The organism is Chryseolinea lacunae (assembly GCF_016735595.1).
GTDB lineage: Bacteria > Bacteroidota > Bacteroidia > Cytophagales > Cyclobacteriaceae > Chryseolinea > Chryseolinea lacunae.
The window spans coordinates 389,031-414,507 of the sequence record NZ_JAERRB010000004.1; the positions used below are offsets into that span (position 1 = coordinate 389,031).

Sequence of the window (25,477 nt, forward strand, 5' to 3'; positions counted from 1 at the left end):
CGATGTACTAGGCATCGCGTTTCTTCACAAACCGCCGCGCCACAAATTCATAGTTGGTTATCAACAAATAGCCGACAATCACTTTGATCGCACAAATCACAAAATACGCGGTGTTCTGAGGTTCATTCCATGCCGGTGCGTTTCCTTTCAGGGTTGTCACCCTTGAACGAAATGCCAAGTATCCGTAGACAATACAATTTCCAACGCTATCAATCACGAGCAGACCGCCGATGATGATGCATGCCACCATGACAAGGGCATGAGGATCGAATTGATTAAAGGAAATGTGATCGCTGGAAAAACCTTTGGCCAATCCCAACTTCGACACAAGCCAGTCGGCCCGATAAACGAGAAAGAAAAAGAGCAAGGTCAGAACAACAATAGCAGTAACGACGGGCGTAATGTCAACCCACCACGCTCGCCCCGTGGCGATGACGAAGTTTAAACTGCCTATCGTTGAGAAGAAGAATTGAACGAGCGAATACAGACCGAACAACTTCAGGACGAGAATGAGAAAATCGCGGGTAGTCATGTGTATAAGTTGATAAGAAAATCGAATCGATTACAAAACAGGAAGCCAACTGATTTCCACTGCGCCGCACGCTCCCTGACTTCGTTCTAAAAACAAAAATCCCCGACAGCGCCGGGGATTTATATCATAATGTCGTGTAGACTCTAGGTTAACATTCCACCATCTACCTGCAGCACTTGCCCGGAGATGTAGGACGACATATCCGATCCCAAAAACACGCACGCATCGGCCACGTCTTCGGGCTTGCCACCGCGTTTCAAGGGGATGGCATCGCGCCAGGTTTGAACAACTTTTTCGTCAAGCTTGCCCGTCATTTCGGTTTCGATGAAGCCCGGTGCCACAGCATTCGAACGAATGCCACGCGAGCCCAACTCAAGGGCAACCGACTTGGTGAAGCCGATGATGCCTGCCTTCGAAGCCGCATAGTTGGCTTGGCCTGCGTTTCCTTTAATGCCCACCACCGATGTCATGTTGATGATGGAGCCGCTCTTTTGTTTCATCATCTGTTTGGTGGCGGCCTTCACGGTGTTGAAGCACGATTTGAGGTTCACGGCGATCACCTTGTCCCACATCTCTTCGCTCATGCGGAGCAACAGGGTGTCTTGGGTGATGCCGGCGTTGTTGACCAGGATATCCAATGAGCCAAAGTCGGCGATGACGTCGGCGATAAGTTTATCGGCTTGGGCAAAGTCGGAGGCGTCGGAGCGATAGCCTTTGGCTTTCACGCCTTTGGAGGCGAGCTCGGCTTCAAGCGCCTGGCCTTGTTCTACACTTGAAAGGTAGGTGAAGGCAACGTTGGCGCCCTGTTCGGCATAGCGCAAGGCGATGGATCGTCCGATTCCCTTGGAGGCCCCGGTGACCAGGGCGGTTTTTCCTTGTAAAAGTTTCATAGCGTCGTTTTGGCCCGCGGGGGGACGGAGGTTTTTAGTTCCAGTTTGCGTTCAAAAATAGCCATTTCTGTTAAAATTCATTGTGTGGGCCTGTCGCCGCGGGGAATTCTATTAAAAATTGTAAACTTTTTGAAAGAGCAATCTCCGGTTTATCTTTGGCAGCGAATTATAAATCCAATACTATGTCAAAATATGATCTGATCGTGATCGGCAGTGGCCCAGGCGGTTACGTAGCGGCTATCCGGGCATCTCAGCTGGGCCTGAAAGTGGGTGTGGTAGAGAAGGCGGAACTGGGAGGCATTTGCCTTAACTGGGGATGTATTCCAACCAAAGCCTTGCTGAAGAGCGCCAACGTGTTTGAATACATTAAGCATGCGAAAGACTATGGAATTGAGGTGAAAGATGCCAGCGCCGACCTGACCGGCATGGTGAAGCGGAGCCGCGAAGTGGCGGGTGGCATGAGCAAGGGCGTGCAATTCCTTTTCAAGAAAAATAAGATCGACCAACTGTTGGGCTTCGGTAAGCTGAAAAAAGGCGGCAAAGTGGAAGTGACCGACGCCGAAGGCAAGAAGACGGAATACGAAGCCAAACACATCATCGTGGCCACCGGCGGCCGCTCGCGCGAGCTGCCCAGCATGAAGATCGACGGCAAGAAAATTATCGGCTACCGCGAAGCCATGGTGCTCGACAAACAACCCAAGAAATTGTTGGTTGTAGGCTCCGGTGCCATCGGTGTGGAGTTTGCCTATTTCTATAACGCCATCGGCACCGAAGTGACCATCGTGGAATTCCTGCCGCGCATTGTGCCGGTAGAAGACGAAGAAGTTTCGAAAGCGCTCGACAAGTCGTTCAAAAAATCGGGCATGAAGATTTATGTGAATTCGGAAGTGACCAAAGTCGACACCTCGGGTGCCGGCTGTGTGGCCACCGTGAAAACACCGGATGGCGAAATCAAGATCGAAGCCGACATCGTGCTTTCGGCTGTGGGCGTAGCCACCAACCTCGAAGGCATTGGCCTGGAAGACGTGGGTGTGAAAACTGACAAAGGCCGTGTGCTTGTAGACGATTTCTACAAGACCAACGTGCCCGGCGTATATGCCATCGGTGATATTGTGAAAGGTCCCGCGCTGGCGCACGTAGCGTCGGCAGAAGGCATCATCTGTGTGGAGAAAATCGCGGGACAAAATCCTGAGCCTCTCAACTATAACAACCTTCCCGGTTGCACCTATTGCTCGCCCGAAATTGCATCGGTGGGCATGACCGAAGAAGCTGCGAAGAAAGCTGGCTACGAAATCAAAGTAGGCAAGTTCCCGTTCACCGCCTCAGGCAAAGCCAAAGCCGCCGGCGCCCCCGACGGATTTGTGAAGCTGATCTTCGATGCGAAATATGGCGAATGGTTAGGCGCACACTTCATCGGAGCCAACGTAACTGAAATGATCGGCGAAGTGGTGGTGGCGCGCAAGCTTGAAACCACGGGCCATGAGATTATTAAATCTGTGCATCCACACCCGACCATGAGTGAAGCGATTATGGAAGCTGCTGCTGCGGCGTATGGTGAGGTGATTCACTTGTAAGAAGAAAAGACAACAGTGCTTGCGAAGAGCATTGTTTGAATATAGGATTAACAGCCCGCGAACTGCACAATACTGCATGTTTGGCGGGCTGTTTCAATTTTGAGTCATGACGTTTACCGTGTGATGACAAAGAAAAAATGGTGATCTCGAACGCGCTGCGTAGATTTGTGCTCCTATTTAAATGAAGGTATACACCACGTTGCATATGGGGCAACATCACATTAATCACTGTGAGGATTATTTGATGATTGCCGAAATCGGTACAAACAAATTTCTTTATGCCGTCATGGACGGTTGTTCGACCGGGACCGACAGTTATTTTGCCTCGACACTGATCGGTAAAATCTTACGAAAGATCGCCAAGGAAAACTACTTTAAAGATTTTGTTGAAAAGGAGAAAAGAAATTCTGCTCAAGTCCTGAAGATCGCCCTCAAAGAGTTGTTTGAAGCTTTGCGCGATGCCAAGGTGAGACTGCAATTGGCAAGAGAGGAAATGTTGAGTACGTTGGTGATCGCTGTCGTCGATAGTGTGGAGCGATCGGGTGAGTTTTATGTGCGTCGGTGATGGGTTGATTTGCATTAATAATCAGTCATTTGAATTTGAGCAAGAAAACGTGCCCGACTATCTTGGGTATCATTTGCAGGAAGACTTCGAAGCGTGGTTCAATGCCCAAGGACAGAAGTTGTCACTCGGGGAAATCAATAGTTTCAGCTTGGCAACCGATGGGATTTTCACGTTTCAAAAAATTGACAACAAAGTGTATGAGGCACCACATAATCTTATTGATTTTTTGCTGGTAGACGGGGATGGAGCAAGCAACCTAAATATGCTGGATCGCAAGATGAGACAAATCGAATCGACGTTGGGACTAAAGCCAACCGACGATTTGGCAATCATCAGGGTTGATTTGGCTTGAAATCAAACTGTCGCCAACGTCTCCTCCGTAATCAAATACTGCAACCCCCAAGTCTTCATCCCTTCAATCACCGGCAACAACGACTTTCCTTTTTCAGTCAGATAATACTCGACCCTTGGCGGAATCTCCGGAAAGATTTTGCGTTCAATGATGCCGTCGTTTTCCAGTTCGCGCAGTTGTGTGGTGAGCATCTGTTTGCTGATGTCTTTCATGATCATGCTCATCTTTCCAAAGCGGTTGATGTCGTTGTTGATCAGGTGCAACACCAGCAGTTTCCATTTGCCTCCAATCACACTCATGGTGGCCGTTACGGGGCAGTTTTCGAGTTGGGCGCGAATATCTTTACTCATAATATATTGATTATCAACATAGGTCTTATAATGATGACTATATCACTATTTCATAACTACTAACAAATTAAAGACTTATCGGGTAGGTTTACAACCGTTATTCAAAAACAAAAAACAAAACACTCGACTTATGAAACGCTATGTTATTACAGGATCGCTCGGGCATATTGGCAAACCCCTGGTGCAGGCTCTGGTGAAAGCCGGAAACGCCGTGAAAGTTATCACCTCACAACCCGAACGCGTTCGCGACATCGAAGCGCTGGGAGCCGAAGCGGCCGTGGGGCAGGTTCAGGATGTTGCTTTTTTGAAGGAGGCCTTTAAAGGTGCCGACGCGGTTTACACCATGATTCCTCCGATATGGCAAACGTCAAACTGGCGCGCGTCTCAAAACGAAGTGGCCAGAAATTATACAGAAGCGATCAAGGCAAACGGAATCAACTATGTGGTGAACCTTAGCAGCGTGGGTGCACATGCCGAGAACGGCGTGGGTCCCGTGAGTGGCCTTCATGATTTCGAGCAATTGCTCAACGCCGTTGCGGGCTTGCATGTGAAGCATCTTCGTCCTTCTTCTTTCTACTACAACTTCCTCAGCCAAATCGGACTCATCAAGCAAGCGGGCATCATGGGTTCTAACTATGGCGACGGCGAAAAAATATTCCTTGTACACACCAACGACATCGCCGCGGCGGCCATTGAAGAACTGCTTGCCTTAGATTTCAACAGTCACTCGGTGCGCTACATCTTTGGCGACGAGCGGTCGGGTCAGGAAGTCGCAGATGTGTTAGGCAACGCCATTGGCAAAGAGTTGAAGTGGGTAACATTCTCCGATCAGGATCAAAAGAATGGATTGCTGCAAGCAGGTGTTCCCGAAACCCACGCTGCGGCCTTTACCGAAATGGGCAAAGCCCTTCGCGAAGGTTTGATGCAAGCCGACGCACGCAAAAATAAGCCGACGCTGAGCCCTACTAAACTTGAGACTTTTGCAAAAGAATTTGCGCAGGCATTCAATGCGTAAAGTTTTCTATGCCTTTTGAACTGGCATCTCGTTTCTGATTCGATTTCACCTGGAAAAAAATAAGGACTGTCTCTCACGAGGCAGTCCTTATTTTTATAACAGAAAATTAATCTAGAATCCGCTTCGGCCACCTTGAAGCACAGCAGCGTGTTTCTCATACTGTTCTTCAATCTTCTTGGCAAGATCGGCTTCGCCGTATTTGTAGAGCACGCGTTGCAGTTCGCCGAGGATCACGATGTTCACCTGGAGTTCGCGGCCGAAGTCGCGTTTGGTGATGTAGTAGGTGGCCAGTTCGTCGGCGCGTTTGCTCATCACGTTGGCGATGTCGAGGGCTTTTTCTTTTTCGCCTACGTCAAACAGCATGTCGAGTGTTTGGGCGTTGGTGTAGTCGTAGGGAATAGACTTGTCGGGCATCTTGGCCAGGGCGAACAACAACACTTCGCGGGCTTTGGCGGTGTCGCCCTGGGCAATGAGGAATTGCGCCAGCGAGTTGAAGCTGCTGCGGTGGTTGAGCACGAAGTTGCGATAGTCCTGGTTGTAGTAAACCTTTGGATCGTCGAGGTTACGGAACTGGAATTTCGTCAACATGTTGCGGTAGCTCAATTGTGTGTTCACCAGTTCCTGTTGATTGAACGGGCGTGGATTGTAGAGCGGCAGGATGCGATAGGCATTGCCTTCCTGCACCACATAGCGGCTCAGGTCAACATTGAATTGCGACAGCGACGTGTTGTTCACATAGAGCGGACGTTCCCAGTTGGCTGTGGCCAGCACGTCGAGCATGGCGAGATCTTTTTTCTCAAGACCACCGCCGCGCACCTTGAAGTGCATTTCAGGAACCACGAGGCTATCCATGCCGGCAGGAATGATGCCGAGCTTCCGCACTTTGTCAACATCCACTTTCAACACAATTTCTTTGGACGGGAGCATGTTGCGCGATCCGCCATAGCTGGGGTGCAGCAAGCTCTTGTTGTCGGACTTCACAAGTTCAAGGAACTTGTGAAGATCCATTTGCTTGATGCCCGTTTCATAGTAGGGCAGGTAGTCGTTCAACCCGGCCTGACGATAGTTGTCGGCCGTAAGTGTATAGGGGAATGCGTCGGAGGTATAGACCTTGCGCATGCTTTGTTCGATATACCAGTCGGTGTTGTAGTAGCTGAGCACGATCACGCGCATGTCGGTGCGCACGTTTTCCACTTCCTGCGAATACCAGAGGGGGAACGTGTCGTTGTCGCCGCCGGTGAAGAGAATGGCGTTAGGCTCGCACGACTGCAAATAGTTGACGGCCGAGTCGACAGAGAAATAGCGGTTGGAGCGATCGTGATCATCCCAACCCTGCGCGGCCATGAGGGCCGGTGCGGAGAGGCCCAACACGGTGGCCACGATGGCCGGGGTGCGTGCACTCTTGATGAAGCCTTTCAAGAATTCGGCAATGGCAATGACGCCGAAGCCGATCCAGAAACAATAAGCATAATAGGAACCCGTATAAATATAGTCGCGTTCGCGTGGTTCGGTAGGGGGTGAGTTGAGATACACCACCAGCGCCACACCCGTGAGGATGAACAGCAGGCCCACCACCACAAAGTTGCGCGAGTTGTTCACCGACTGATAGAACAAGCCGAAGAGTCCCAGCACAAAGGGGATCATGAAGAAGTTGTTGTGTCCACGGTTCTCGGCAAGGGATGGCGGAAGTTTTTCGAACCAACCGCTTGGCGAAATCCAGCTGGCATTTTGAATATCACTTTCGCGCCCAGCGAAGTTGAAGAAGAAGTAGCGCACATACATCCAGCCGATCTGGTGCTCGAACATGAAATAAAGATTCTGAGAAAACGAGGGCTTTTGTCCTTCGCTGAGGCCGAGGCTTTCGCGATAGATCTGTGCATGGTCGGGGTCGCTGCTCCACACGCGGGGCAGAATGGTTTCGGAGCCGGGTTCGTATTCGTATTCGAACTTGTGGTCTTTCACTTCATAGCGGTCTTTGCCTTTTTTATAGATGGCGTCGCCTTCTTTCATGCCGATGGGCTGTGAGGTGAAATAGGGTCCGTACAACAACGGGCGGCTGCCATATTGCTCACGTTTCAGATAGCTCACATACGTCATCACATCCGATGGATCGTTTTCATCGATCGGAGGATTGTCGGCCGAGCGGATCACCACCAGTGCATACGAAGCATAGCCGATGAGGATGAAGGCCGTGGCGGTGGCAAAGGTGTTGAGCAACACTTTGGCATTCACTTGCGAGTAGTAGATGGTCCACACCAAACCGCCAATCACCAGCAAGCTGAACACAATAACGCCCGAGCCAAACGGCAGGCCAAGGCTGTTCACAAAGTAGAGTTCGAAATAGCTGGCGTAGGTGGGCAGACCCGGAATAATGATATCGTTCACAAAGAAAATGATCACTAGGCTGACGGCCATGGCGGCCACAACACCCCACGACGTGGGCTTGTATTTTTTGAAATAGTAGATGAGCGCAAGGGCGGGAATTGTGACGAGGTTCAGCAAGTGAACGCCGATGGAAAGACCCACCATGTAGAAGATGAGCAACAGCCAGCGGTTGGCTTTCGATTCATCTTCGATCACGTCCCACTTGAGCATGGCCCACACCACAAAGGCGGTGAAGAACGACGACATGGCATACACTTCGGCTTCCACCGCCGAGAACCATGCGGAGTCAGAGAAGGTGTAGGCGAGCGAGCCCACAAGACCTGCACCCATGAGCACCCACAGTTTGTATTCGGTGAGATCGGCATCGCTGGTGACACGCAAAAGCTTGCGGCCAAAAAGCACGATAGACCAGAAGAGGAACATCACACAGAATGCGCTGGCCAGCACACTGCTGAAGTTGATCCAGTAGGCCACTTTGGTGATGTCGCCAAACGCAAGGAAGGAAAAGAGGCGGCCAATGAGGAGGAAGAGCGGCGCCCCGGGCGGGTGCGGCACTTCAAGTTTGAAGGACACGGCAATGAATTCGCCGCAGTCCCAATAGCTGGCCGTTTCCTCCATGGTGAGCCAATAGGTGATGAGGGCAATCACAAATACGGCCCAACCGAAGATGTTATTCGTTTTCTGGAAGTTCATGTACTACTGATGTGGTTGAGATATGATTTAAAAGCGGTTTTCTGGATTGAACGTTAGCGTTGTTTCTATTTCGCGCATGGCTTGCGCCCGGCTGGAAAATAAAAGCCCGAAAATAAGGGAAATTTTGCTTTTGAGCAGGGTGCATTTACTTTGTGGTCTATTAGTTTCAGTTGATTTGCCATATGACTCCTGATCCCCTTCCATTTTTGTCGTTCGATGCCCAACACGCGCCACTTCGGGGTGAGGTGCTGGAGGCCATGGCGCGGGTTTATGACAAAAGCTGGTATGTGATGGGCGGTGCGCTGGAGGCTTTCGAACAGGCGTGGGCCACCTTTTGTGGTGCGCCGCATTGCGTGGGGGTTGGAAACGGCTATGACGCGCTGGTGATTGCCCTCAAAGTTTGTGGCGTGGGCCCCGGCGACGAAATTCTGGTTCCGGCGCACACCTACGTGGCCACCTGGCACGCCGCGGCCCAAACCGGCGCGCGCCTGCGCCCCGTTGAACCGGATGTGGCCACCATGAACCTCGACACCACGCAGCTTCGGCAGCACATCACACCCCGGACCAAAGCGATTTTGCCCGTGCACCTCTATGGCCAGGCCTGCAACATGACCGACGTGATGGCCTTCGCCCGCGAACACAACCTGGTGGTGATTGAAGACAACGCCCAGGCCCACGGCGCCACCTGGGCCGGCCGGCGCACGGCAAGTTTTGGCCACGCCAACGCCACAAGTTTCTATCCCACAAAAAACCTCGGCGCCCTGGGCGACGGCGGCGCCCTGACCACGGCCGATGCCACCCTTGATGGCCAGGCGCGTCAGTTTCGTAACTATGGTTTTTCGGCCAAAAATGTGTGTGCTGAACGCGGCATCAATTCGCGCCTCGACGAACTGCAGGCCGCAGTGCTGAAGGTGAAACTGCAACACCTGGTGCAATGGAATGATGCGCGTAGGATGTTGGCCCGGCAATACACCGCGCAGCTACAGGCAGTGGGCGATATTATTTTGCCGGAAGTGCATCGCGAAGCCGAGCACGTTTATCATCTCTTTGTGATCAGAACCCAACGACGCGATGCGTTGAAGGAAGCGCTTCAGAAAAAAGGAATCGAAACCATGGTTCACTACCCGGTGCCGCCGCATCTGCAGCGTGCTTATGAAGACTTTGGTTTCAGGAAAGGCGAGTTCCCGTTAGCGGAACAGATTGCCGACACGGCATTGAGCCTGCCGTTGTGGCCGGGCATGACGGAAGAGATGGTGATGCGCGTGTGTGACGCGGTGAGGGGATTTTATTAACGCCCTTTCGGTTAGAGCGCCACGCTCACACCACCCATGATAAAATTCGTTTACTTATTGAGCTCTATGCAAGAGCGAAAACTGTCAGCTTTGTTTAAGAGATATCCCAACTTCTTTTTAAGCGTTGGTGTTCCTGCCTAATCCGGCAAGTTTTTAATCTTCTTTTGCGTCGCTAAAAATTCGGACAGGGGTTTTGCGGGTGAGCCGGTCCAGGTTTGGCCGGGGGGAACGTCTTTGGTCACGATGGCGCCTACTCCTACCGTTGCATTGTCGCCGATGTTGAGTTGTTGCAGGATGGATGCGGAGGGAGCTACCCAGGCGGCTTCGCCGACGGTGGTGCTGCCGCCGATCATGGCGTTGGCAATGATGAAGGCGTTGGCGTGGATGCGAACGTTGTGGGCGATGTGCACCAGGTTGTCGATTTTGACGCCGTCGGCAATGACGGTGTTGCCCAGGGCGCCGCGGTCGATGCAGGTGTTGGCCCCGATTTCGACATGGTTGCCGATTTTGACGCCGCCGATGTGGGGAAATTTTTCGATCGCGTTGTTTTCGTCGCGCGCATAACCAAAACCGTCGCTGCCGATGACCACGCCCGCGTGGAGGATGCATGCGGAACCAATTTCCACCTGGTCGTAGATGTGGCAGTGTCCGTGAATGATGGTGTTGTTGCCCACGGTGGCTTCGCCGATGTAGGTGAAGGGGCCGATGGAGCACCCGCTGCCGATTTTGGCGTTGGGGTGGATGCTGGCTGTGGGGTGAATGCCGGGCGCGGGCTGCCTGACCAGGAGTTTGTTTACCAGCTTGGAGAAAATGCGTTTGGGCTCGGGAGTGAGCAGGTATACTTTGGTGGTTTTGGCTTCGGCCAGTGCCGTCCACGTTGGTTCGTCGCACACAATGAGGGGTGCGGGCGTGGCGGCGATGATGGCGGCTGCGTTGGGGTTGCCCGGTTTGATCCACACCACGCTTTCGGCATCGGCTTCGTGGGCCGGCAGGGCGCGGGCGATGCGGATGGAGAGGCCGTTGGCTTTGACGGCCACGGTTTCGTCGTGGAGGGCTTCGAGAACGTGTTGCAGATCGTGAACCATAAACTACGGTTGGCGGCGTGGGCCGCGCTTTTTTCCTTCTGCGAAAGTATGCATTTTTTTAGTTCAAGCTTGCCAGTACAAACGCTGGTGCACGCCCCTTGTGTGGGATACGTCGGCCAGGGATGGCAGTGGAAAGCAGCGTGGGTTTGTGCGCGAGGGCTTGGAGCGTACAGCCCGGTCCGCCAGCTGGCGGAGGCCGCCAAATCACAGCGTTCAAAATAATCCCCTTCGCCTTTGGGTGACGTTGTGGCCTTTTACTTATAAACGATGGAATAGAATAGCAGCCAGAGGAAGAACAGGAGAATGTAGGAGCAGGACACGATGACCCACACGTATTTTTTGTCTTTGCGGGCAAAGCTGTGGATGCCCTGCACGAGCATGAACCAGTAGGCGATTTCGAAAACGTTGAGGGCCTTGAGCGGGTATGCCCAGCGTTTGTCGAGCGAGTAGTAGTCGAAGAACGACAGCAGCGAAAACGGGTAGAAGGCGCTGACGTCGGAGTAGGACGGATCGGTTTCGATGAACATGAACCAGAAGATTTTGAGCACTTCGGGGACGAGGAAAATGAATTCGGCACCGATGACCACCCCCCAGCACTGGCTGTAGGTGACGCGGTAGCCAAACATGAAACAGCCGATCCAGATGACAAAGGCGATGACGGTGAACTTCCAGGCAAAGACCAGCGGGATGGCAAAGAACCGGAGGCCGTTGATGATGCGCAGGATGAACCCCTCGGGGCGGTCTTGCAGAAATTCGAAGGCGGCGGTTTCGTTTTCGACGAAGGCTATTTTGATGTAGAGCAACAGTACGGTGGCCATGCAAAGCAGCAAAAACAACAATCTTTTGCTGACACCGAAGAATGATTTAGTTTCGTGTTCCTGAGACATGCGTTTGTGTGTGGGCGGAGGTTTAAGCGTAAGTTTATGATGAACAAATTTTCTATCCAACAAAAAAAGCAATCTGCTGTTACGGCAGACGGCCAAACACACCGCTTTGGTGGTGGGCGCAGGCCCGCGGGGTGCGCGTTGCGTTGGATTGGGATGGTGTTGCTGCTATGGGTCGCCCAACCCGACGCCAAAGCACAGGTGGTGACAAAAAAAGATACCACCATCATTCTTATCTCCGACCTGAACGTGCAGCTGGAATGCTCGCAGGCGCTGAACGACCTCTACAATTTTAAATTCCCCCAGGCCGAGGCACAGTTTCAATACCTGAAGGCCAAATATGCCTGGCACCCGCTGCCCTATTTTTTGATGGGCCTCATTGAGTGGTGGAAGATCATGCCCAACACCCGCGACAAATCGCACGACGACACGTTTCTGGCCTATATGGACAGCACCATTTCGGTGGGCGAAAACCTCTACGAAAACTTTCCGGCCTACAAAACAGAAGCGTCGTTCTTTCTCGCCGCTGCCTACGGTTTTAAAGGCCGCCTCTATGCCGACGAGGAGCGCAAGAACTGGCGCAAGGCGGCCTCGGTAGGCAAAGATGCGCTCGACTATCTGGAAGAAAGCAAAGAGAAAGAAGGCCTGAACCCGGAGCTTTTGTTTGGCGATGCGCTCTACAACTATTTTTCGGTGTGGGTGCCCGAAAACTATCCCGTGCTGAAGCCGGTGCTGTGGTTTTTCAAGAAGGGCGACAAGGCGCTGGGGTTGCAGCAGTTGAAAGAGGTGTCGTATAACGCCTTCTATACACGCACCGAGGCGATGGTGTGGCTGATGCGCATTTTGAACAGCTATGAGAACGACCAGCCACGCGCGTTTCAGATCAGCGAATATTTGTTTCAGACCTATCCCAACAACCCTTACTTCCACCGCTACTACGCCCGCATGCTCTATTATCAGGGGCGCTTTGCCGAAGCGGACCCGGTGAGCCGCAGCATTCTGGCCAAGATCGACAGCGGGCAGGTGGGCTATGAAGCCACCAGCGGTCGTTATGCGGCATTCTTTTTAGGTCAGATTTATGAAGCCCGCAAGCGCTATGACGAAGCAAATGCCTACTACAAACTCTGCATGCGCTATGCCGAAGAAATTGAAGCCACCGAGTCGGGCTATTATTTTTATTCCATGATTGCCCTTGGAGAAATTGCTGAGAAGCAAGGCAACAAGGCCGAAGCCAAACGGTGGTTCAAGGAGGTGCAGAAAAAGGCGGGGCGCAAAGACGAAGCGTATAAGGATGCGCGCCGGCGGTTGAAGAAGATGGAGAAAGGCGATTGACCTATTTTTTTTCGAAGACCGGCGACGGCAGGTTCACCAGCGCCACGTTGTTCAACATGCCATCCGATCGTTTTTTTCTCAACAGGCGAAGCAGCTGAAAAAATGGCGGCACCTTGTGGCGATCTACCCACTCGGCAAACTTTGCCTTCCACGAATTTTTATCCATGTAGTCGATCGACGATTTGAAGTGCATGGTTTGCACAGGCATGGGATACATACACCTGAACGAAGAGAAGGCCCCCTGAATGAAATAGTGGTTCCAACTGTCGGCGGTGACGCGAATGGGCACGATGTTGCGCACCATGCCTTTTGCCGCTTCATGGCCGATGACATAGGCCGTTGCTGTTATGGGTTGCTCCATGTCCATGGGATAGAGCAGCTCGCCGCCTTGCACGGTGTCTTTATTGACGGTGCTTAGCGAACACGCTTTGAAGCTCACGTAATACAACAGAATCACTTCGTCGGGTTTTATGCGGGTGGCAATATCACTGAGCAAGCCCGCAATGTTGTGGGGAAGCACGGCGTCGTCTTCCACAACAAAGGCGTAGGGTAAATTTTGCGCGATAATTTTTTCGTAGACATGAAAGTGCGACAGGGCGCAGCCAATGGCGCCGTCGGTGAGCCACCAGCGGAGGCGGGTCACTTCGGCCATGTCGCAATATTTTTCGAGATCCGAGGCGGTTAGCAGTTTGCCATCCACGGCGTCGATCACGTCGAAGGCGAGCTTGCGGCTGGCGAGGTGTTTTTCGATATAGGTCCGCCTTTCGGTGGAACGGGCGAGACTTATGGCGAACGTGTGCATGGGCAGAATCAGGAAAGGGTGTATAACACGAGGTTTGGGGTGATCGCTTTGCCGGTGTAGCCAAAGCCGGCGAGGTATTGGCTCAGTTGTTCGGGCGATTGTCCCATCTTCACAAGCGCTTCGGGATGGATCTCTACCAACAGGTTGTCGAACACTTTTTGGGTGAGCGCTTTCCGGCTTCCTTTCAGTGCTTCAAATTCGAAGCCTTCGATGTCTACTTTGATGAGTTTGATTTTGGTGAGGCCGATTTGTTCCACCACTTCGTCGAGCGTGGTGGTTTTGATAGTGGAGGTGCCATAGAAAAATTTGCGTATTGCGGGAAAGCTTATTTTGAAATTGAAGCCCTTCGACAGCGATGAGGCGCCGGTGTTTAGCGTAGTGTATAAAAAGATGGTGGCTGTGCCGCTGGTTTCGGCTGCTGCATAGGGAAGCAGCTGGCAGTTGAACGCGTTGTTTAGTTCAAAGTTTTTTGTGATGACTTCCCACAAGCGTTGTTGTGGCTCGATGCAAACCACATGGCCCCGTTTGCCCACGAGGCGCGATGCAATGACGGAGAAGAAACCTTCGTTGGCACCCAGATCCACAAACGTGTCACCCTCGGTGAGCATGCGACTGATCTCGTCGGTCATGGCGGGTTCGTATTTTCCAAACTCCTGAAGTTGCAATCCGAAATCTGAAATGGGGTCGATATAGAACTGGAACACGTCGCGATAGGCAAAGGGTTTTCGCCGGGTGCGCAAGGCCCATTTCGCAAACATGGCAAGTTCTACGGGTCGTAGTTTGCGGCCAATGAATTTTAAATAGGCAAGCTGCATGGTTGTAGTGTGTTCAAAAGTTGGATTTAATAATCTGTGTGCCGGTCGTCCAAACGAGGTTGGTTTGGCCTGGCGAAGTTCATTAAAATTCTTGCAAATTAAGGATTATTAAGGTGATCGTTATTCTACCTTTGTAGAAAATTGCCGTGGACATACGCGACCTTCTTATCACCCCTGTGCTTATCATCGTTGTGTATGCGATTGCGTTCATCATTCGCCCGCGGGTCACGGATGCCACAACACGTGTCTATTTTCTTCCTGCCATCACGGTGAAGATTATCGGTGCTCTGGCTGTGGGCATCATCTATCAATTCTACTACGGCGGCGGCGACACCTTCAACTATCACACCTGGGGAAGCCGCTTCGTGTGGGAGGCCTTAATGAAGTCGCCACTGACGGGCGTGGAGTTGTTGTTTTCGGAGGGTGAATATACGCCTCGTATATTCAAGTACGCCTCCCGCATTGCATTCTTTGGCGATGACTCGTCCTATTTCATTGTGCGACTGGCGGCCATCTTCGATGTCTTCACATTCTCTACCTATTCGGCCACGGCTATTTTGTTTGCGCTCACCAGTTTTGTAGGCATGTGGATGTTGTTCATCATGTTCTATGAAAAGTATCCGCACCTGCATCGCTGGCTTGCCATATCGTGTCTGTTCATACCTTCGGTTTTTTTCTGGGGTTCGGGTTTGTTGAAAGACACGGTGATTATGGGATGCCTGGGCATTGCCACCTATGAATTTAACCGGCTGCTGTTGCAACGACGTTTTTCGGTAATGCATTTGTTGCTACTCCTGATATCGCTCTACTTTATTTTTGCAGTAAAGAAATTTATTCTGCAAGCTTTTCTGCCCGGCGTGTTGTTATGGGTCTACATGAACTACACCATGCGCCTGAAATCTGTTGTGGTGAAGCTGATGTTGTTTCCGTTGATCATGCTGTTTGCTGCGGGCTCTGCCTATTTTTCGGTGGTGAAAATCGGTGAAGGCGATGCACGCTATTCGGTGGACAAAATAGCGCAAACGGCCCGCATGACGGCCATGGACATTCGCTACTGGACGGGCAAAGACGCGGGCTCGGGCTATACGCTTGGCGAAATGGACGGCACCTTTGGCGGCATGGTGAAGCTGGCACCGCAGGCCATAAATGTGGCGCTGTTCAGACCCTATCTGTGGGAAGTGAAAAACCCGTTGATGTTGTTGTCGGCCGTGGAAAGTTTGATGTTGTTGATCTTCACCATCATTATTATTTTCAAAAGTCGTCTCGGCATCTTTGCGGCCATCACCGAACCCGACGTCATGTTTTGCCTCACGTTCTCCATCATCTATGCGTTTGCCGTGGGAGCTTCCACATTCAACTTCGGAACGCTGGCGCGCTATAAGATACCGCTGCTTCCTTTCTTTGCCATCGCCCTGGTGTTGCTTTACTTTTCAAAGAGCGACAAGAATGTTGAGGTATTGGAAGAAACCGAATATTGATCAACAACCTTCTGTCTTCCTTTTTTGCCAAGGCGATGCCGTAACGTGTCGTCGTCGAGAAGTGCTTCCAAAGCTTTCTCCCATTCGGTCGCTGTGGCGGCGGTGTAGCCTACGGAGGCATCTACCATTTCTGCATTCACACCCACTGGCGATACCACGGCGGGAATGCCAAGGGCCATATACTGAAGGGCTTTGAACCCACACTTGCCTTTTGCCCACAGATCGTCGGTGAGGGGCATGATGCCGATGTCCAAGCGCAACAGGTCTTCGATCTCCGTTTCTTTTTGCCAAGGCACAAACTGCAACCGTTGAAGCGGTAGCGTTGGGGGTTTGTTGGCGATCACTAAAAAACGAATGCGGCTTCCATACTTCTGTTCCACAGTCTGAAGCACGGGAAGTAACGGGTCGAGATACTTCAGTGTAGAGTGGGTGCCGGTCCAGCCGATAACAACTTCTTCGGGATGAGGCAGCGTCTTATACAACACCGGGTTGTGCAGTGCTTCGGTATCGATGGTGGTGGGATTCACTACCACACGGTTGTTGAATTGCCGGGCATAGTCGGCGAGGTAGGCATTGCCACAGCTCACCGTATGGCTCCACCGGCAGATGGCTTTCACTTTCCGGTGCCACTTCAGCAAATTAACCAGTCCACCCGACGGCGCGTCGGGTAACCAGATGGAGTCGTCGAAGTCGTATATTATTTTTTTGTGAAGCACTTTTGCCAGCAGCCATTCAAAGATGGGAGGCCCCAAAGGGGCACATTCGCGGTGAATGAAAATGTGGTCGTAGTTCGAGGCCAGGAAGATCATCTTCAGCCGACGGCCATAGCCACGCAGGAGCCCGATAGATTTCTGGAGACCCGAACCGGGTTTATAAAGAATTTTCCATGTTTCAAGGTCCCAAAACGATTGCGTTTCGAAGGTGGCCCCGCGGGCGCGGATTGCGTCGAAATATTGTTCAAACCGGAAGCGCTGCGATGGTGATTCTCCCAAAGGATAGGGAATCAGGAAAAGGATCTTCATCATTGCCTTCAAAGGTATAAAATGAAATCGTAGGTCTTGTTTTGGGATATGTTTTCCAATAGCATTAACTTTGATCCTGCATGTCAAACCCCCTAACCTGGCATTTTCCATAAATTAAAGGGTTTTTATCACTTTAACATTGTAGACTGATTATTGTAAGGTCGCATTTGAAGATTTTTAAAAGGCGCTTGGGTGCCTAAGCCTATTGATGCAAGCACAGCAAAAAGAGAACATTATATCATCAGACCGTTCGGTTATATTAAACTTAAGTGAGCTCTGGTCTTACCGTGAGCTTTTTTATTTTTTTACGTGGCGCGATGTGAAGGTGAAGTACAAACAGACTACCCTGGGCGTGATTTGGGTGGTGCTGCAACCGATTCTGACGGTGATCATCTTCTCCTTTTTTTTCGGACGCGCCCTCAATGTCGAGAAGACTTCTCCCGGGTTGCCTTATCCCGTGTTTGTTTTTTCGGGGCTGCTGCTCTGGAATTTTTTCTCCAGCAGCGTGAACAGCGCAGGCAACAGCATGTTGACCAATGCGCCCATCATCAAAAAAATATACTTCCCCCGCATCATCATTCCCGTCACGGCATTGCTGGTTTCGGGTGTTGACTTTATTGTAGCCTTTGTGGCCTATGTCGGCGTGCTGATCTACTACAACGTGCATATCGATTTTATGGCGTTGCTCATCTTCTGGCCCATCTCCATCATGTTTCTTTTGCTGGGCACGCTGGGCATCAGTTGCTGGCTGGCTGCATTGAACGTGAAGTATCGCGACTTCCGGTATGTCATTCCCTTTGGTTTGCAGATTGCGCTGTTTGTGAGTCCGGTCATTTATCCGGCGTCCATCATCAGTGAGCGTTGGGTGAACTATGTGCTGGCGCTTAACCCGATGTATGCGGCCATCAACTTTTTCAGGGTGCCCCTCACGGGCGCCAACAGCATCGACATTGTTCTCATGCTGATCAGTTCAGTTTCTTCTACTCTCTTTGTTTTGCTGGGCATCTACTACTTTAAAAGGACGGAGGCATTTTTTGCAGATATAGCGTGAAACCCATTCTTGATATACAACAGGTATCTAAACTGTTTCAGTTATACCACAAAGGCCTGCCTTACCTGAGTTTTCGCGACCGGATAACAGGCATGTTCAAAAAGCGCGATGAGGTGGAGGAGTTCTGGGCGCTGAAAGATATTTCTTTCACCGTAGAACCCGGCGAATCCATCGGCATCATTGGTCGCAACGGCGCGGGCAAGTCTACCCTGCTCAAAATTCTTTCGAAGATCACGCCACCCACCACCGGCCGCATTGTGAGCCGTGGTCGCATTGCCAGCTTGCTGGAAGTGGGCACGGGCTTTCACCAGGAACTGACGGGCCGCGAAAACATCTACATGAACGGCTCCATTCTGGGCATGCGCAAGTGGGAGATCGATAAAAAGTTCGACGAGATTGTTGACTTCTCCGGAACCGACAAGTTTCTCGACATGGCTCTGAAGCACTACTCCAGCGGCATGCAGCTTCGCCTCGCGTTTGCTGTGGCTGCGCATTTGGAGCCCGAAATTCTGGTGCTCGACGAAGTGCTGGCCGTGGGCGACGTGGCGTTTCAACGAAAGTGTTTTCAGAAAATGGAAGACATCAGCTCGGGAGGACGCACCATCATTCTGGTGTCGCACAACATGACGCAGGTGAAGCAGCTTTGCAAAAAAGGCGTGTTGCTCGATCAGGGCAAGTTGCAGTTTGTGGGCAACATGCACGATGCCATTTCGGGATACCTCAACAACAGCGTGCGCAACAACAACATCGACGTGAGTTCGCTGGGCCGCATGGGCACCAAGTCGCCCGACTTCACCATCCAGACGATGCGGGTGTTGAATGTGAAAGAAGATCTGCAGGTGCTGGAAGGCGACAAGCTGTCGCTGGAGATAGAGTATGAAGTATTTGCGCCCATCAACGAACTGGTGGTTGGATTTTCGCTTACCGACTTCTATGGCAACAACGTGGTGGAGTGTCGCTCAACCGCATCGTATAAAAAATTTGAAGGCGCTGTGGGGCGCTATCGCGCACGCGTGGATGTGTTTCCGGGCGTGTCGTCGGGCACCTACAACCTGAACGTGGGCGCGCGATCGGATGTGTCGCACCTGGAGTTTATACCTTCGGTGGCCTCCCTCGACATTCTTCCCGCCGTGAGCGAACTGGAAGAATGGAATAAATCCAGCGCCGGCATCCTTTCGGTGAAATCGGATTGGGATATCAAAAAAATATAGAAACAGTATTTAGTATATTCAGTGTGGTGAAGCCTGCAAAACCGGGGATGGAATTTCTGACGTAATTGAGACCAATGGAAACTTCAATGACAGAAGATGTGCGTATCGCAGGCAGTCGACACACGAAGACTATGGGGAAGGGCAGGAGCACGGTGGCCCTGCTCGATCATCATGCCGAAGGTCATCACCATGCTTTCATTAAACTATTCACAAAGTATCTTCTCCGGGCCGGCTACGATGTCTGCATTTTTTTTCCGGTGAACAAAGAATTGATCCTTTCAGAATTGAGTGCCGACGGTGTGGATGTGTCGCGCGTTCAGTTTTTTACATTCACCCTCACCCGGCAGACGCACACCCGCCTGGGCAGGTTCAACGAAGCGGCTTCTGTTCTGCAACTCTGGATAGACACCCGGCGCGCATTGAAAGCCGCCGAACAAAAATTGAAGCTGAAGTTCGATCGTGTGTTCCTGGCCTGGCTCGACGACTACCTGGCAAACTACCTGCCACCACAAGCGGTTGATGCTGTGTTTCCGTATTCGTGGAGCGGTCTCTACTTTCATCCGTGGTATCTCTTTCAAGACGGCTTGAAAAATCGCGCCACAGTGTCAAGCATCGACTCGGTGCTGCGCGCACGCAAGTGTTTGTCGGTGGCGGTGCACGATGAATTTTTGCTTCCGAAACTGGCGGAGCGGATTCAAAAGCGCGTCATATTTTTTCCGGAAATTGCCGACGCGACGCCACCACGACAAGACGAACCTACCGCACAAGAAATTCGCACCAGAGCGAACGGACGCATTGTTGTTGGATTGATTGGCCTGGCCAAACGAAAAGGCACACTGCATTTGCTGGCGCTGGCAACTCACGCAGATCCGTCGCAGTTTTTTTTCTTCTTTGCCGGAAAGCTTCCCGAAGCTGATTACACAACCGAAGAATACACGAAAGCAAAATCATTTTTTGATAACCCTCCCAAAAACTGTTTTCACTATCCCAACAGTATTGCCGAAGGCGAAACCATAAACGCGGTGATCAATGCCCTGGACATTCTGTTTCTGGTATACGACAATTTTAAAAGCTCGAGCAACTTTAACACCAAGGCCGCTCATTTCAGGAAACCCGTGCTCGCGACAAAACGGTTCTGGATAGGCAAAGTCACCGAAAAATTTTTGATGGGTGAGACTGTAGAGGAAGGGAATCTTTCACAAACCCTAACGGCATTGAACACGCTGCGCGACCGCATCAAAACCAACACGCTCGACTTTTCACGCTACGACGAATATTTATCTCTTCACAAAGAAGAGAACCTTACCGAATCATTCACAAAAGCGTTCGCCGCCCATGCAAGCGCCTAAGATCTCCATCATAACACCATCGTTCAATCAGGCTCAATACATTGAGCAAACGATCGACTCTGTGCTTTCGCAAGGCTATCCCAACCTGGAATACGTTGTTGTGGACGGCGGTAGCAAGGATGGTTCGGTGGAGATCATTAAGAAATATGAAAAACATTTTGCCTATTGGGTAAGCGAATCCGATCGCGGGCAAAGTCATGCCATCAACAAAGGCCTTGCCAGGGTGTGCGGCGATGTGGTGAACTGGCTTAACTCAGACGACTATCTTGAGCCGGGCGCTTTGAAGACACTCGGCGAAAAATTTACTGACCCATCTGTGAACGTGGTGGTGGGCAGAAGCAACATTGTGCAAGACGGCAAGTTGATTCGCACCACCTCGGGTACTGACGTCTATGCCAACAACGTGGCCAAGACAGTGGGCATGGCGCGCATCGATCAGCCCGAAACTTTTTTCAGACGATCGGTCTATGAAACGCTGGGCTTCCTCGACGAACGGCTGCACTATGTGATGGACAAGGAATTCTGGATGCGTTTTCTGCTGCGCTATGGCTTGGACGGCGTGGTGAAAATACCCGACCTGCTGGCTAATTTTCGCTGGCACGACCAATCCAAGACGCAGAGTCAATCTGAAAAATTTGATATCGAGTCAAGCCAACTCACCTATCAGCTGGCCGTGCAGAATAATGATCGCCACTTCATGAGCGTGATGCCGGCACTCTTGTCGATTGATCCGGATAAATTTGCGCTGACCTATCCCGAACACTTTCGGGCGGATGCGGGGCTTGCATCGAAGGCGTTGAATTATTTTATGTTGTTGCGTGCCGACGAAGCCTACTTCCGGCTTGATATGACACACTGCCGCAGACTTCTTGCCCCTATTGATAAAAATGCATTGGCTGTGGAAGACCAAAAGGCTTATGACAAGCTCAGGTTCCGCAGTCGCTATTTGCCGGTTGGATTGATTAAAGCCCTGCGACGATGAAAGCCAGTGTCATCGTTCCTACATATCAAGGGCACTCGCGCGTGCTGAACATCGCGAAGGCGCTTATGGCGCAAACCTTCAGAGATTTTGAATTGATCTTTGTTGTGGATGGCTCCACCGACGGCACCGGCGAATTGCTTCGCAGCCGCCCAACAGAATCGATCGCCGTGCGCATTGTTGAACAGGAAAACAAAGGTCGTGCAGGCGCGCGAAATGCGGGCGTGGCCGTGGCCACAGGTGATGTGCTGATATTTTACGACGACGACATGCTGCCCATGCCGGACTCGGTTGAACGACACATCCGCTTTCACGAACATCATCCTAACGCCATTGTTACGGGACACGCCGAACAGGCCGTGTTGAACGATCGCGACTTCGAACACTATCGCGCCTTCATTCACAAAAACTGGATGATGCCTTTCCGCAACGGGCCAACGGCCTTGCAAGGTGGTGACGTGTTTATGACCGCAGCCAATTGTTCGATGACCAAAGCAACTTTCGCGAAGCTGAACGGCTTCGATTCCACTCTGAAAGACGCCGAAGATCGGGAGCTTGCGTTCCGTGCATTCAAACAACACGTGGCGTTGTTTGTGGACCTTCAGAACGCCGCGTGGCATTGCGAAAACCTGACGTGTCGCATCTACATTCGCCGGCTCCGGCAATACGCCGTGGCTAATCATGTGGTGGGTCAGTTGCATCCCGACATGATGAAGGCTTCTTCTGCAAGGCATATCTCTTCCGGGAAGAAGCTGGTCTATCGCCTGTTGGCGTCGCCGCTGTGGGTGTCGGCTATCGATGGGGTTAACGTCTTTCGTGTGCTCCCCACGACGCTGCGCTATAAACTTTATGACGCCATCACATTTTCGCTTTCGGAAGTGTATAAGGATGTGAAACTATGAAACGCGTCAAAGTATTTTACATCATATCGGATATCGACAAAGCCCTCGCATTTGAGTGGGTGAACGACGGTCTTGACAAGCATAAGATTGAACTTCACTTCCTGTTGCTGGGAAAAACCGAAACACCCTTCATCGAATTTTTGCGCTCGCGCAACACGCCACACCACGTTGTGCCCTATCGCGGCAAAGCAGACCTGCTGCGCGCCTGGTGGAGTGTTTTTAAAATACTACGCAACCATAAGCCCGATGTTGTGCATACCCATCTCTGGATTGCCAATCTGTTGGGCTTGAGTGCTTCGTGGCTTGCCGGCATTCGGAAAAGAATTTACACACGCCACCATGCCACGCTTCACTATCGCGAGTATCCTTCGGGACTGAAGTGGGACAAGTTGAATAACCGGCTGGCCACCGACATCGTGGCCATCTCCAAAAGCATCGAAGAAATTTTGGTGGATTGGGATGGGGCCAACCCCGCAAAAGTGACGCGCATTCATCACGGGTTTGACTTGCACTACTTCGAAGCCATAGCACCTGAAACGGTTGACCGATTGCGCGACAAATACAAGCTGGCCGGGCAACATCCCGTGGTGGGTGTCATTGCCCGCTACACACCGTGGAAAGGCATTCAGTTTATTATTCCCGCATTTAAAAAAATCCGAGAGAAATACGACAAGGGTCATCTTGTGCTGGCCAATGCACAAGGTGAATATGAGGGGGCTATTCGTGAAATGCTTCGGACATTGCCGGAAGGTTCCTATACCGAAATAAAATTTGAAGCCAACATCGCGGCACTTTACCGGCTGTTCGATGTCTTTGTGCACGTGCCCACCGACGCGCATGCCGAAGCCTTTGGGCAAACCTATGTTGAAGCGCTGGCAGCCGGTGTGCCTTCGGTGTTCACGTTGTCGGGCGTGGCGCGTGAATATATTCAGCATCGTGAGAATGCCATGGTCGTTGACTTTGAAAACAGCCTTCAGATTGAAGAAGCCATTGTTGAAATTCTGGAGTCGCTGGTGTTGCGTGAACAGTTAACGGCCTCGGGTAGCGATGTGGTGAAGTCGTTCGGCCTAGGCCTTTTTATGGAACGTCTCGAAAATTTATACCTCTCAAAATGACGCCGCTGATATCCGTGATCATACCGGCTTATAACAGTGCGCCGTTCATCCGTGAAACGATTGCCGGGGTATTGCAACAAACGGAGCGCGACCTCGAAGTGATTGTGATAGACGATGGGTCGACCGACAATCAACGCGAGTATATTGAGGCGCTGGCCGCTGGCGACGCAAGAGTTCGCTATTATTATCAACCCAATGCCGGTGTTTGTGCCGCGCGGAACAACGGCTTTCGGAAATCGTCGGGAAAGTTTGTGGCCTTCCTGGATGCCGATGATGTTTGGCTGCCCAACAACCTCGCCCTGAAACTGGAGAAATTTAAATCCGGCGACTACGGCCTTGTTCACTCCGCCGCCATAATCATCGATGAGCATTCACAACCCCAGGGAAAAGAGATGAGCGGAAAAGAAGGCAACCTGGTTGCGGGACTTCTGGCCTTGCAGGAAACCCAGGTGCCCGGACCAAGCAGCATCCTGGTGAAGCGCGACGTGGTGGAGCAAGTTGGTGTGTTCGATGAAATTCTGACCACCTCTGCCGACTATGAGTTCTTTCTGAGAGTGGCACATCAATTCACCATTGGCAAAGTGGACGCTGTGACCTGGAAATACAGGATACATGCCAACAACATGCATAAAAATATTGCACGCATGGAGCACGACATGCTGTATGTGTTTGGACGCGCAGCGCATCAAAAATTCTTCGGCAGCAAGGCTTTTGAAGATGAATGTTTTGCGCGGCTATACCTCATGCTGGCGGCATCGTGGGCCGGCGATGGCAAGAGCCTCATGAAAGGGCTGAGGTGGGGTTGGAAGAGCTTTGTGAAGAAACCTTCGCTGGTGACAAATATTTTGGTGCAACGATCTAAAAGAGTAGTGACAAGAAGTTAATAAGTCTTCTTCCATTAAAAATATTACATGGGAACAGGGTCCGATCATACGGTGTTTTTTGATTTGTCGGTCGCCATTTGGAAAGTGTTTATATATTGCCGGTTTAACGGCTTTTGCACGAATGAAAACTTACGGTAGTTTGTGAGACGAACGCTGAATTCAAAACATTGATCTTATGCTAAAGCTTCTTCCTCGCTATATTTTGAACCTTGGCCTCATAGAGGGCACACGCGCCTTTCTGCAGGTGGAAGCTTGGAAGACCAGCCAGGTGAAAATGAAGGGCTATGATCATCCCATCACCATCCGAAAACACACATCTGACATCAAGGTTTTTCGTGAGGTGTTTTTATTTCACGAATATAACTTTAGCATGCCCGTTGAGCCCCGGGTAATCATCGACGCGGGCGCAAACATTGGGTTGGCGGCTGTCTATTTCAGAAAACGATTTCCAGCCGCCTCAATCTATGCCATCGAACCCGATGGCGGCAATTTTCAGGTGTTGGCGCAGCATGTGGCGCCGCTGCAAAACGTAGTGCCCATTCATTCCGGACTGTGGCATCGCGATGCATTTCTACGCGTCAGAAATGAGAGCGCCGACGCATGGGCATTTGAAGTGGAGGAATGTGGCGAACAGGATGCTGGTGCGTTTAAAGCCGTTTCTGTTTGCGGGCTTATGAAACGTTACGGAATAGAAAAAATTGATTTTTTGAAGATCGACATTGAGGGATCGGAGCGTGAGTTGTTTATGGACGGCTACGACCAATGGCTGCCCAAGACAAAGGTGATCATTGTTGAACTCCACGATTGGATTAAAGAAGGATGTTCGCGATCGGTATTCAAAGCCATTGCCAACTATCGGTTCAAAACAATTGTGCATGGCGCGATGTTGTTGTTCATCAACCTGGATCTGGACTAACAAC

Annotated in this window: 24 protein-coding genes; 15 read left to right on the plus strand and 9 right to left on the minus strand. The window is 51.4% G+C overall.

The features are described 5' to 3' along the window. Positions 1-7: 7 nt before the first annotated feature. On the minus strand, positions 8-532 hold the full coding sequence (locus JI741_RS14455) for a hypothetical protein (protein WP_202010657.1): 525 nt from the start codon (positions 530-532) through the stop codon (positions 8-10). 143 nt (positions 533-675) lie between these two features. After that, on the minus strand, positions 676-1,422 hold the full coding sequence (gene fabG, locus JI741_RS14460) for a 3-oxoacyl-[acyl-carrier-protein] reductase (protein ID WP_202010659.1): 747 nt from the start codon (positions 1,420-1,422) through the stop codon (positions 676-678). Between the two features lie 182 nt (positions 1,423-1,604). Between fabG and lpdA the strand changes: the two genes are divergently transcribed. From lpdA to JI741_RS14475, 3 genes are all read left to right on the plus strand, one after another. Beyond that, entirely contained in the window at positions 1,605-2,996 is a 1,392-nt protein-coding gene (lpdA, locus tag JI741_RS14465; RefSeq protein ID WP_202010661.1) for a dihydrolipoyl dehydrogenase, read from the plus strand. Positions 2,997-3,177: 181 nt separating this feature from the next. Beyond that, positions 3,178-3,561, plus strand: a complete 384-nt coding sequence (locus tag JI741_RS14470; protein WP_202010663.1) for a protein phosphatase 2C domain-containing protein — start codon at positions 3,178-3,180, stop codon at positions 3,559-3,561. A 49-nt stretch (positions 3,562-3,610) separates the two neighbouring features. After that, positions 3,611-3,913, plus strand: coding sequence for a hypothetical protein (locus JI741_RS14475; protein WP_202010665.1), 303 nt, complete (start codon positions 3,611-3,613; stop codon positions 3,911-3,913). Positions 3,914-3,915: 2 nt separating this feature from the next. Here JI741_RS14475 and JI741_RS14480 read toward each other — a convergent pair whose 3' ends face one another. Next, on the minus strand, positions 3,916-4,263 hold the full coding sequence (locus tag JI741_RS14480) for a winged helix-turn-helix transcriptional regulator (RefSeq protein ID WP_202010667.1): 348 nt from the start codon (positions 4,261-4,263) through the stop codon (positions 3,916-3,918). A gap of 130 nt (positions 4,264-4,393) precedes the next feature. On the opposite strand from JI741_RS14480, the gene JI741_RS14485 reads away from it, so the two are divergent. After that, positions 4,394-5,278, plus strand: coding sequence for an NAD(P)H-binding protein (locus JI741_RS14485; protein WP_202010669.1), 885 nt, complete (start codon positions 4,394-4,396; stop codon positions 5,276-5,278). Between the two features lie 111 nt (positions 5,279-5,389). On the opposite strand, the gene JI741_RS14490 is transcribed toward JI741_RS14485, so the two are convergent. Continuing rightward, on the minus strand, positions 5,390-8,356 hold the full coding sequence (locus JI741_RS14490) for a glycosyltransferase family 117 protein (RefSeq protein ID WP_202010671.1): 2,967 nt from the start codon (positions 8,354-8,356) through the stop codon (positions 5,390-5,392). Between the two features lie 182 nt (positions 8,357-8,538). Here JI741_RS14490 and JI741_RS14495 point away from each other — a divergent pair, with 182 nt between their 5' ends. Beyond that, on the plus strand, positions 8,539-9,648 hold the full coding sequence (locus JI741_RS14495; RefSeq protein WP_202010673.1) for a DegT/DnrJ/EryC1/StrS family aminotransferase: 1,110 nt from the start codon (positions 8,539-8,541) through the stop codon (positions 9,646-9,648). A 137-nt stretch (positions 9,649-9,785) separates the two neighbouring features. On the opposite strand, the gene JI741_RS14500 is transcribed toward JI741_RS14495, so the two are convergent. Beyond that, positions 9,786-10,733 (minus strand): UDP-3-O-(3-hydroxymyristoyl)glucosamine N-acyltransferase, encoded by a 948-nt coding sequence (locus JI741_RS14500; RefSeq protein WP_202010675.1) that lies wholly within the window; start codon positions 10,731-10,733, stop codon positions 9,786-9,788. Positions 10,734-10,987: 254 nt separating this feature from the next. After that, positions 10,988-11,620 (minus strand): hypothetical protein, encoded by a 633-nt coding sequence (locus JI741_RS14505; RefSeq protein ID WP_202010677.1) that lies wholly within the window; start codon positions 11,618-11,620, stop codon positions 10,988-10,990. A gap of 36 nt (positions 11,621-11,656) precedes the next feature. Between JI741_RS14505 and JI741_RS14510 the strand changes: the two genes are divergently transcribed. After that, positions 11,657-12,949, plus strand: a complete 1,293-nt coding sequence (locus JI741_RS14510) for a tetratricopeptide repeat protein (RefSeq protein WP_236676067.1) — start codon at positions 11,657-11,659, stop codon at positions 12,947-12,949. A gap of 1 nt (position 12,950) precedes the next feature. On the opposite strand, the gene JI741_RS14515 is transcribed toward JI741_RS14510, so the two are convergent. Together JI741_RS14515 and JI741_RS14520 are read right to left on the minus strand one after the other, a co-directional pair. Then, the gene (locus JI741_RS14515; protein WP_202010679.1) at positions 12,951-13,751 is read right to left on the minus strand and encodes a glycosyltransferase family 25 protein; all 801 of its coding nucleotides are present in this window, start codon (positions 13,749-13,751) and stop codon (positions 12,951-12,953) included. An 8-nt stretch (positions 13,752-13,759) separates the two neighbouring features. Beyond that, the gene (locus JI741_RS14520) at positions 13,760-14,566 is read right to left on the minus strand and encodes an FkbM family methyltransferase (RefSeq protein ID WP_202010680.1); all 807 of its coding nucleotides are present in this window, start codon (positions 14,564-14,566) and stop codon (positions 13,760-13,762) included. Between the two features lie 146 nt (positions 14,567-14,712). Here JI741_RS14520 and JI741_RS14525 point away from each other — a divergent pair, with 146 nt between their 5' ends. Further along, positions 14,713-16,044, plus strand: coding sequence for a hypothetical protein (locus tag JI741_RS14525; protein WP_202010683.1), 1,332 nt, complete (start codon positions 14,713-14,715; stop codon positions 16,042-16,044). Here JI741_RS14525 and JI741_RS14530 read toward each other — a convergent pair. Next, on the minus strand, positions 15,990-17,069 hold the full coding sequence (locus tag JI741_RS14530) for a glycosyltransferase family 4 protein (RefSeq protein WP_236676068.1): 1,080 nt from the start codon (positions 17,067-17,069) through the stop codon (positions 15,990-15,992). The genes JI741_RS14525 and JI741_RS14530 overlap by 55 nt on opposite strands. Positions 17,070-17,274: 205 nt before the next feature. On the opposite strand from JI741_RS14530, the gene JI741_RS14535 reads away from it, so the two are divergent. From JI741_RS14535 to JI741_RS14570, 8 genes are all read left to right on the plus strand, one after another. After that, on the plus strand, positions 17,275-18,117 hold the full coding sequence (locus JI741_RS14535; RefSeq protein ID WP_236676069.1) for an ABC transporter permease: 843 nt from the start codon (positions 17,275-17,277) through the stop codon (positions 18,115-18,117). A 92-nt stretch (positions 18,118-18,209) separates the two neighbouring features. Continuing rightward, a complete protein-coding gene (locus JI741_RS14540; protein WP_202010687.1) occupies positions 18,210-19,328 on the plus strand; it encodes an ABC transporter ATP-binding protein in 1,119 nt (372 codons plus the stop codon). Between the two features lie 131 nt (positions 19,329-19,459). After that, a complete protein-coding gene (locus JI741_RS14545) occupies positions 19,460-20,677 on the plus strand; it encodes a hypothetical protein (protein WP_202010689.1) in 1,218 nt (405 codons plus the stop codon). Next, positions 20,664-21,659 (plus strand): glycosyltransferase family 2 protein, encoded by a 996-nt coding sequence (locus JI741_RS14550; RefSeq protein WP_202010691.1) that lies wholly within the window; start codon positions 20,664-20,666, stop codon positions 21,657-21,659. The genes JI741_RS14545 and JI741_RS14550 overlap by 14 nt, the downstream gene beginning before the upstream one ends. After that, positions 21,656-22,558, plus strand: coding sequence for a glycosyltransferase family 2 protein (locus tag JI741_RS14555; RefSeq protein WP_202010693.1), 903 nt, complete (start codon positions 21,656-21,658; stop codon positions 22,556-22,558). The genes JI741_RS14550 and JI741_RS14555 overlap by 4 nt, the downstream gene beginning before the upstream one ends. Then, positions 22,555-23,673, plus strand: a complete 1,119-nt coding sequence (locus JI741_RS14560; RefSeq protein ID WP_202010694.1) for a glycosyltransferase family 4 protein — start codon at positions 22,555-22,557, stop codon at positions 23,671-23,673. Before JI741_RS14555 ends, JI741_RS14560 begins: the two co-directional genes overlap by 4 nt. Then, a complete protein-coding gene (locus JI741_RS14565) occupies positions 23,670-24,557 on the plus strand; it encodes a glycosyltransferase family 2 protein (protein ID WP_202010695.1) in 888 nt (295 codons plus the stop codon). Before JI741_RS14560 ends, JI741_RS14565 begins: the two co-directional genes overlap by 4 nt. A 175-nt stretch (positions 24,558-24,732) precedes the next feature. Further along, positions 24,733-25,473 (plus strand): FkbM family methyltransferase, encoded by a 741-nt coding sequence (locus JI741_RS14570; RefSeq protein ID WP_202010696.1) that lies wholly within the window; start codon positions 24,733-24,735, stop codon positions 25,471-25,473. Positions 25,474-25,477: the final 4 nt, after the last annotated feature.

What these genes read in the sequence shown, in the direction of transcription:
- JI741_RS14485 (WP_202010669.1), top strand. Translation starts at nt 4,394, where the DNA reads ATGAAACGCTATGTTATTACAGGATCGCTCGGGCATATTGGCAAACCC.
- fabG (WP_202010659.1), bottom strand. Translation starts at nt 1,422, where the DNA reads ATGAAACTTTTACAAGGAAAAACCGCCCTGGTCACCGGGGCCTCCAAG.
- JI741_RS14565 (WP_202010695.1), top strand. Translation starts at nt 23,670, where the DNA reads ATGACGCCGCTGATATCCGTGATCATACCGGCTTATAACAGTGCGCCG.
- JI741_RS14520 (WP_202010680.1), bottom strand. Translation starts at nt 14,566, where the DNA reads ATGCAGCTTGCCTATTTAAAATTCATTGGCCGCAAACTACGACCCGTA.
- JI741_RS14510 (WP_236676067.1), top strand. Translation starts at nt 11,657, where the DNA reads ATGATGAACAAATTTTCTATCCAACAAAAAAAGCAATCTGCTGTTACG.
- JI741_RS14490 (WP_202010671.1), bottom strand. Translation starts at nt 8,356, where the DNA reads ATGAACTTCCAGAAAACGAATAACATCTTCGGTTGGGCCGTATTTGTG.
- JI741_RS14545 (WP_202010689.1), top strand. Translation starts at nt 19,460, where the DNA reads ATGGGGAAGGGCAGGAGCACGGTGGCCCTGCTCGATCATCATGCCGAA.
- lpdA (WP_202010661.1), top strand. Translation starts at nt 1,605, where the DNA reads ATGTCAAAATATGATCTGATCGTGATCGGCAGTGGCCCAGGCGGTTAC.
- JI741_RS14470 (WP_202010663.1), top strand. Translation starts at nt 3,178, where the DNA reads ATGAAGGTATACACCACGTTGCATATGGGGCAACATCACATTAATCAC.
- JI741_RS14530 (WP_236676068.1), bottom strand. Translation starts at nt 17,069, where the DNA reads ATGATGAAGATCCTTTTCCTGATTCCCTATCCTTTGGGAGAATCACCA.
- JI741_RS14550 (WP_202010691.1), top strand. Translation starts at nt 20,664, where the DNA reads ATGCAAGCGCCTAAGATCTCCATCATAACACCATCGTTCAATCAGGCT.
- JI741_RS14540 (WP_202010687.1), top strand. Translation starts at nt 18,210, where the DNA reads ATGTTCAAAAAGCGCGATGAGGTGGAGGAGTTCTGGGCGCTGAAAGAT.
- JI741_RS14555 (WP_202010693.1), top strand. Translation starts at nt 21,656, where the DNA reads ATGAAAGCCAGTGTCATCGTTCCTACATATCAAGGGCACTCGCGCGTG.
- JI741_RS14495 (WP_202010673.1), top strand. Translation starts at nt 8,539, where the DNA reads ATGACTCCTGATCCCCTTCCATTTTTGTCGTTCGATGCCCAACACGCG.
- JI741_RS14535 (WP_236676069.1), top strand. Translation starts at nt 17,275, where the DNA reads ATGCAAGCACAGCAAAAAGAGAACATTATATCATCAGACCGTTCGGTT.
- JI741_RS14480 (WP_202010667.1), bottom strand. Translation starts at nt 4,263, where the DNA reads ATGAGTAAAGATATTCGCGCCCAACTCGAAAACTGCCCCGTAACGGCC.
- JI741_RS14570 (WP_202010696.1), top strand. Translation starts at nt 24,733, where the DNA reads ATGCTAAAGCTTCTTCCTCGCTATATTTTGAACCTTGGCCTCATAGAG.
- JI741_RS14515 (WP_202010679.1), bottom strand. Translation starts at nt 13,751, where the DNA reads ATGCACACGTTCGCCATAAGTCTCGCCCGTTCCACCGAAAGGCGGACC.
- JI741_RS14455 (WP_202010657.1), bottom strand. Translation starts at nt 532, where the DNA reads ATGACTACCCGCGATTTTCTCATTCTCGTCCTGAAGTTGTTCGGTCTG.
- JI741_RS14500 (WP_202010675.1), bottom strand. Translation starts at nt 10,733, where the DNA reads ATGGTTCACGATCTGCAACACGTTCTCGAAGCCCTCCACGACGAAACC.
- JI741_RS14560 (WP_202010694.1), top strand. Translation starts at nt 22,555, where the DNA reads ATGAAACGCGTCAAAGTATTTTACATCATATCGGATATCGACAAAGCC.
- JI741_RS14505 (WP_202010677.1), bottom strand. Translation starts at nt 11,620, where the DNA reads ATGTCTCAGGAACACGAAACTAAATCATTCTTCGGTGTCAGCAAAAGA.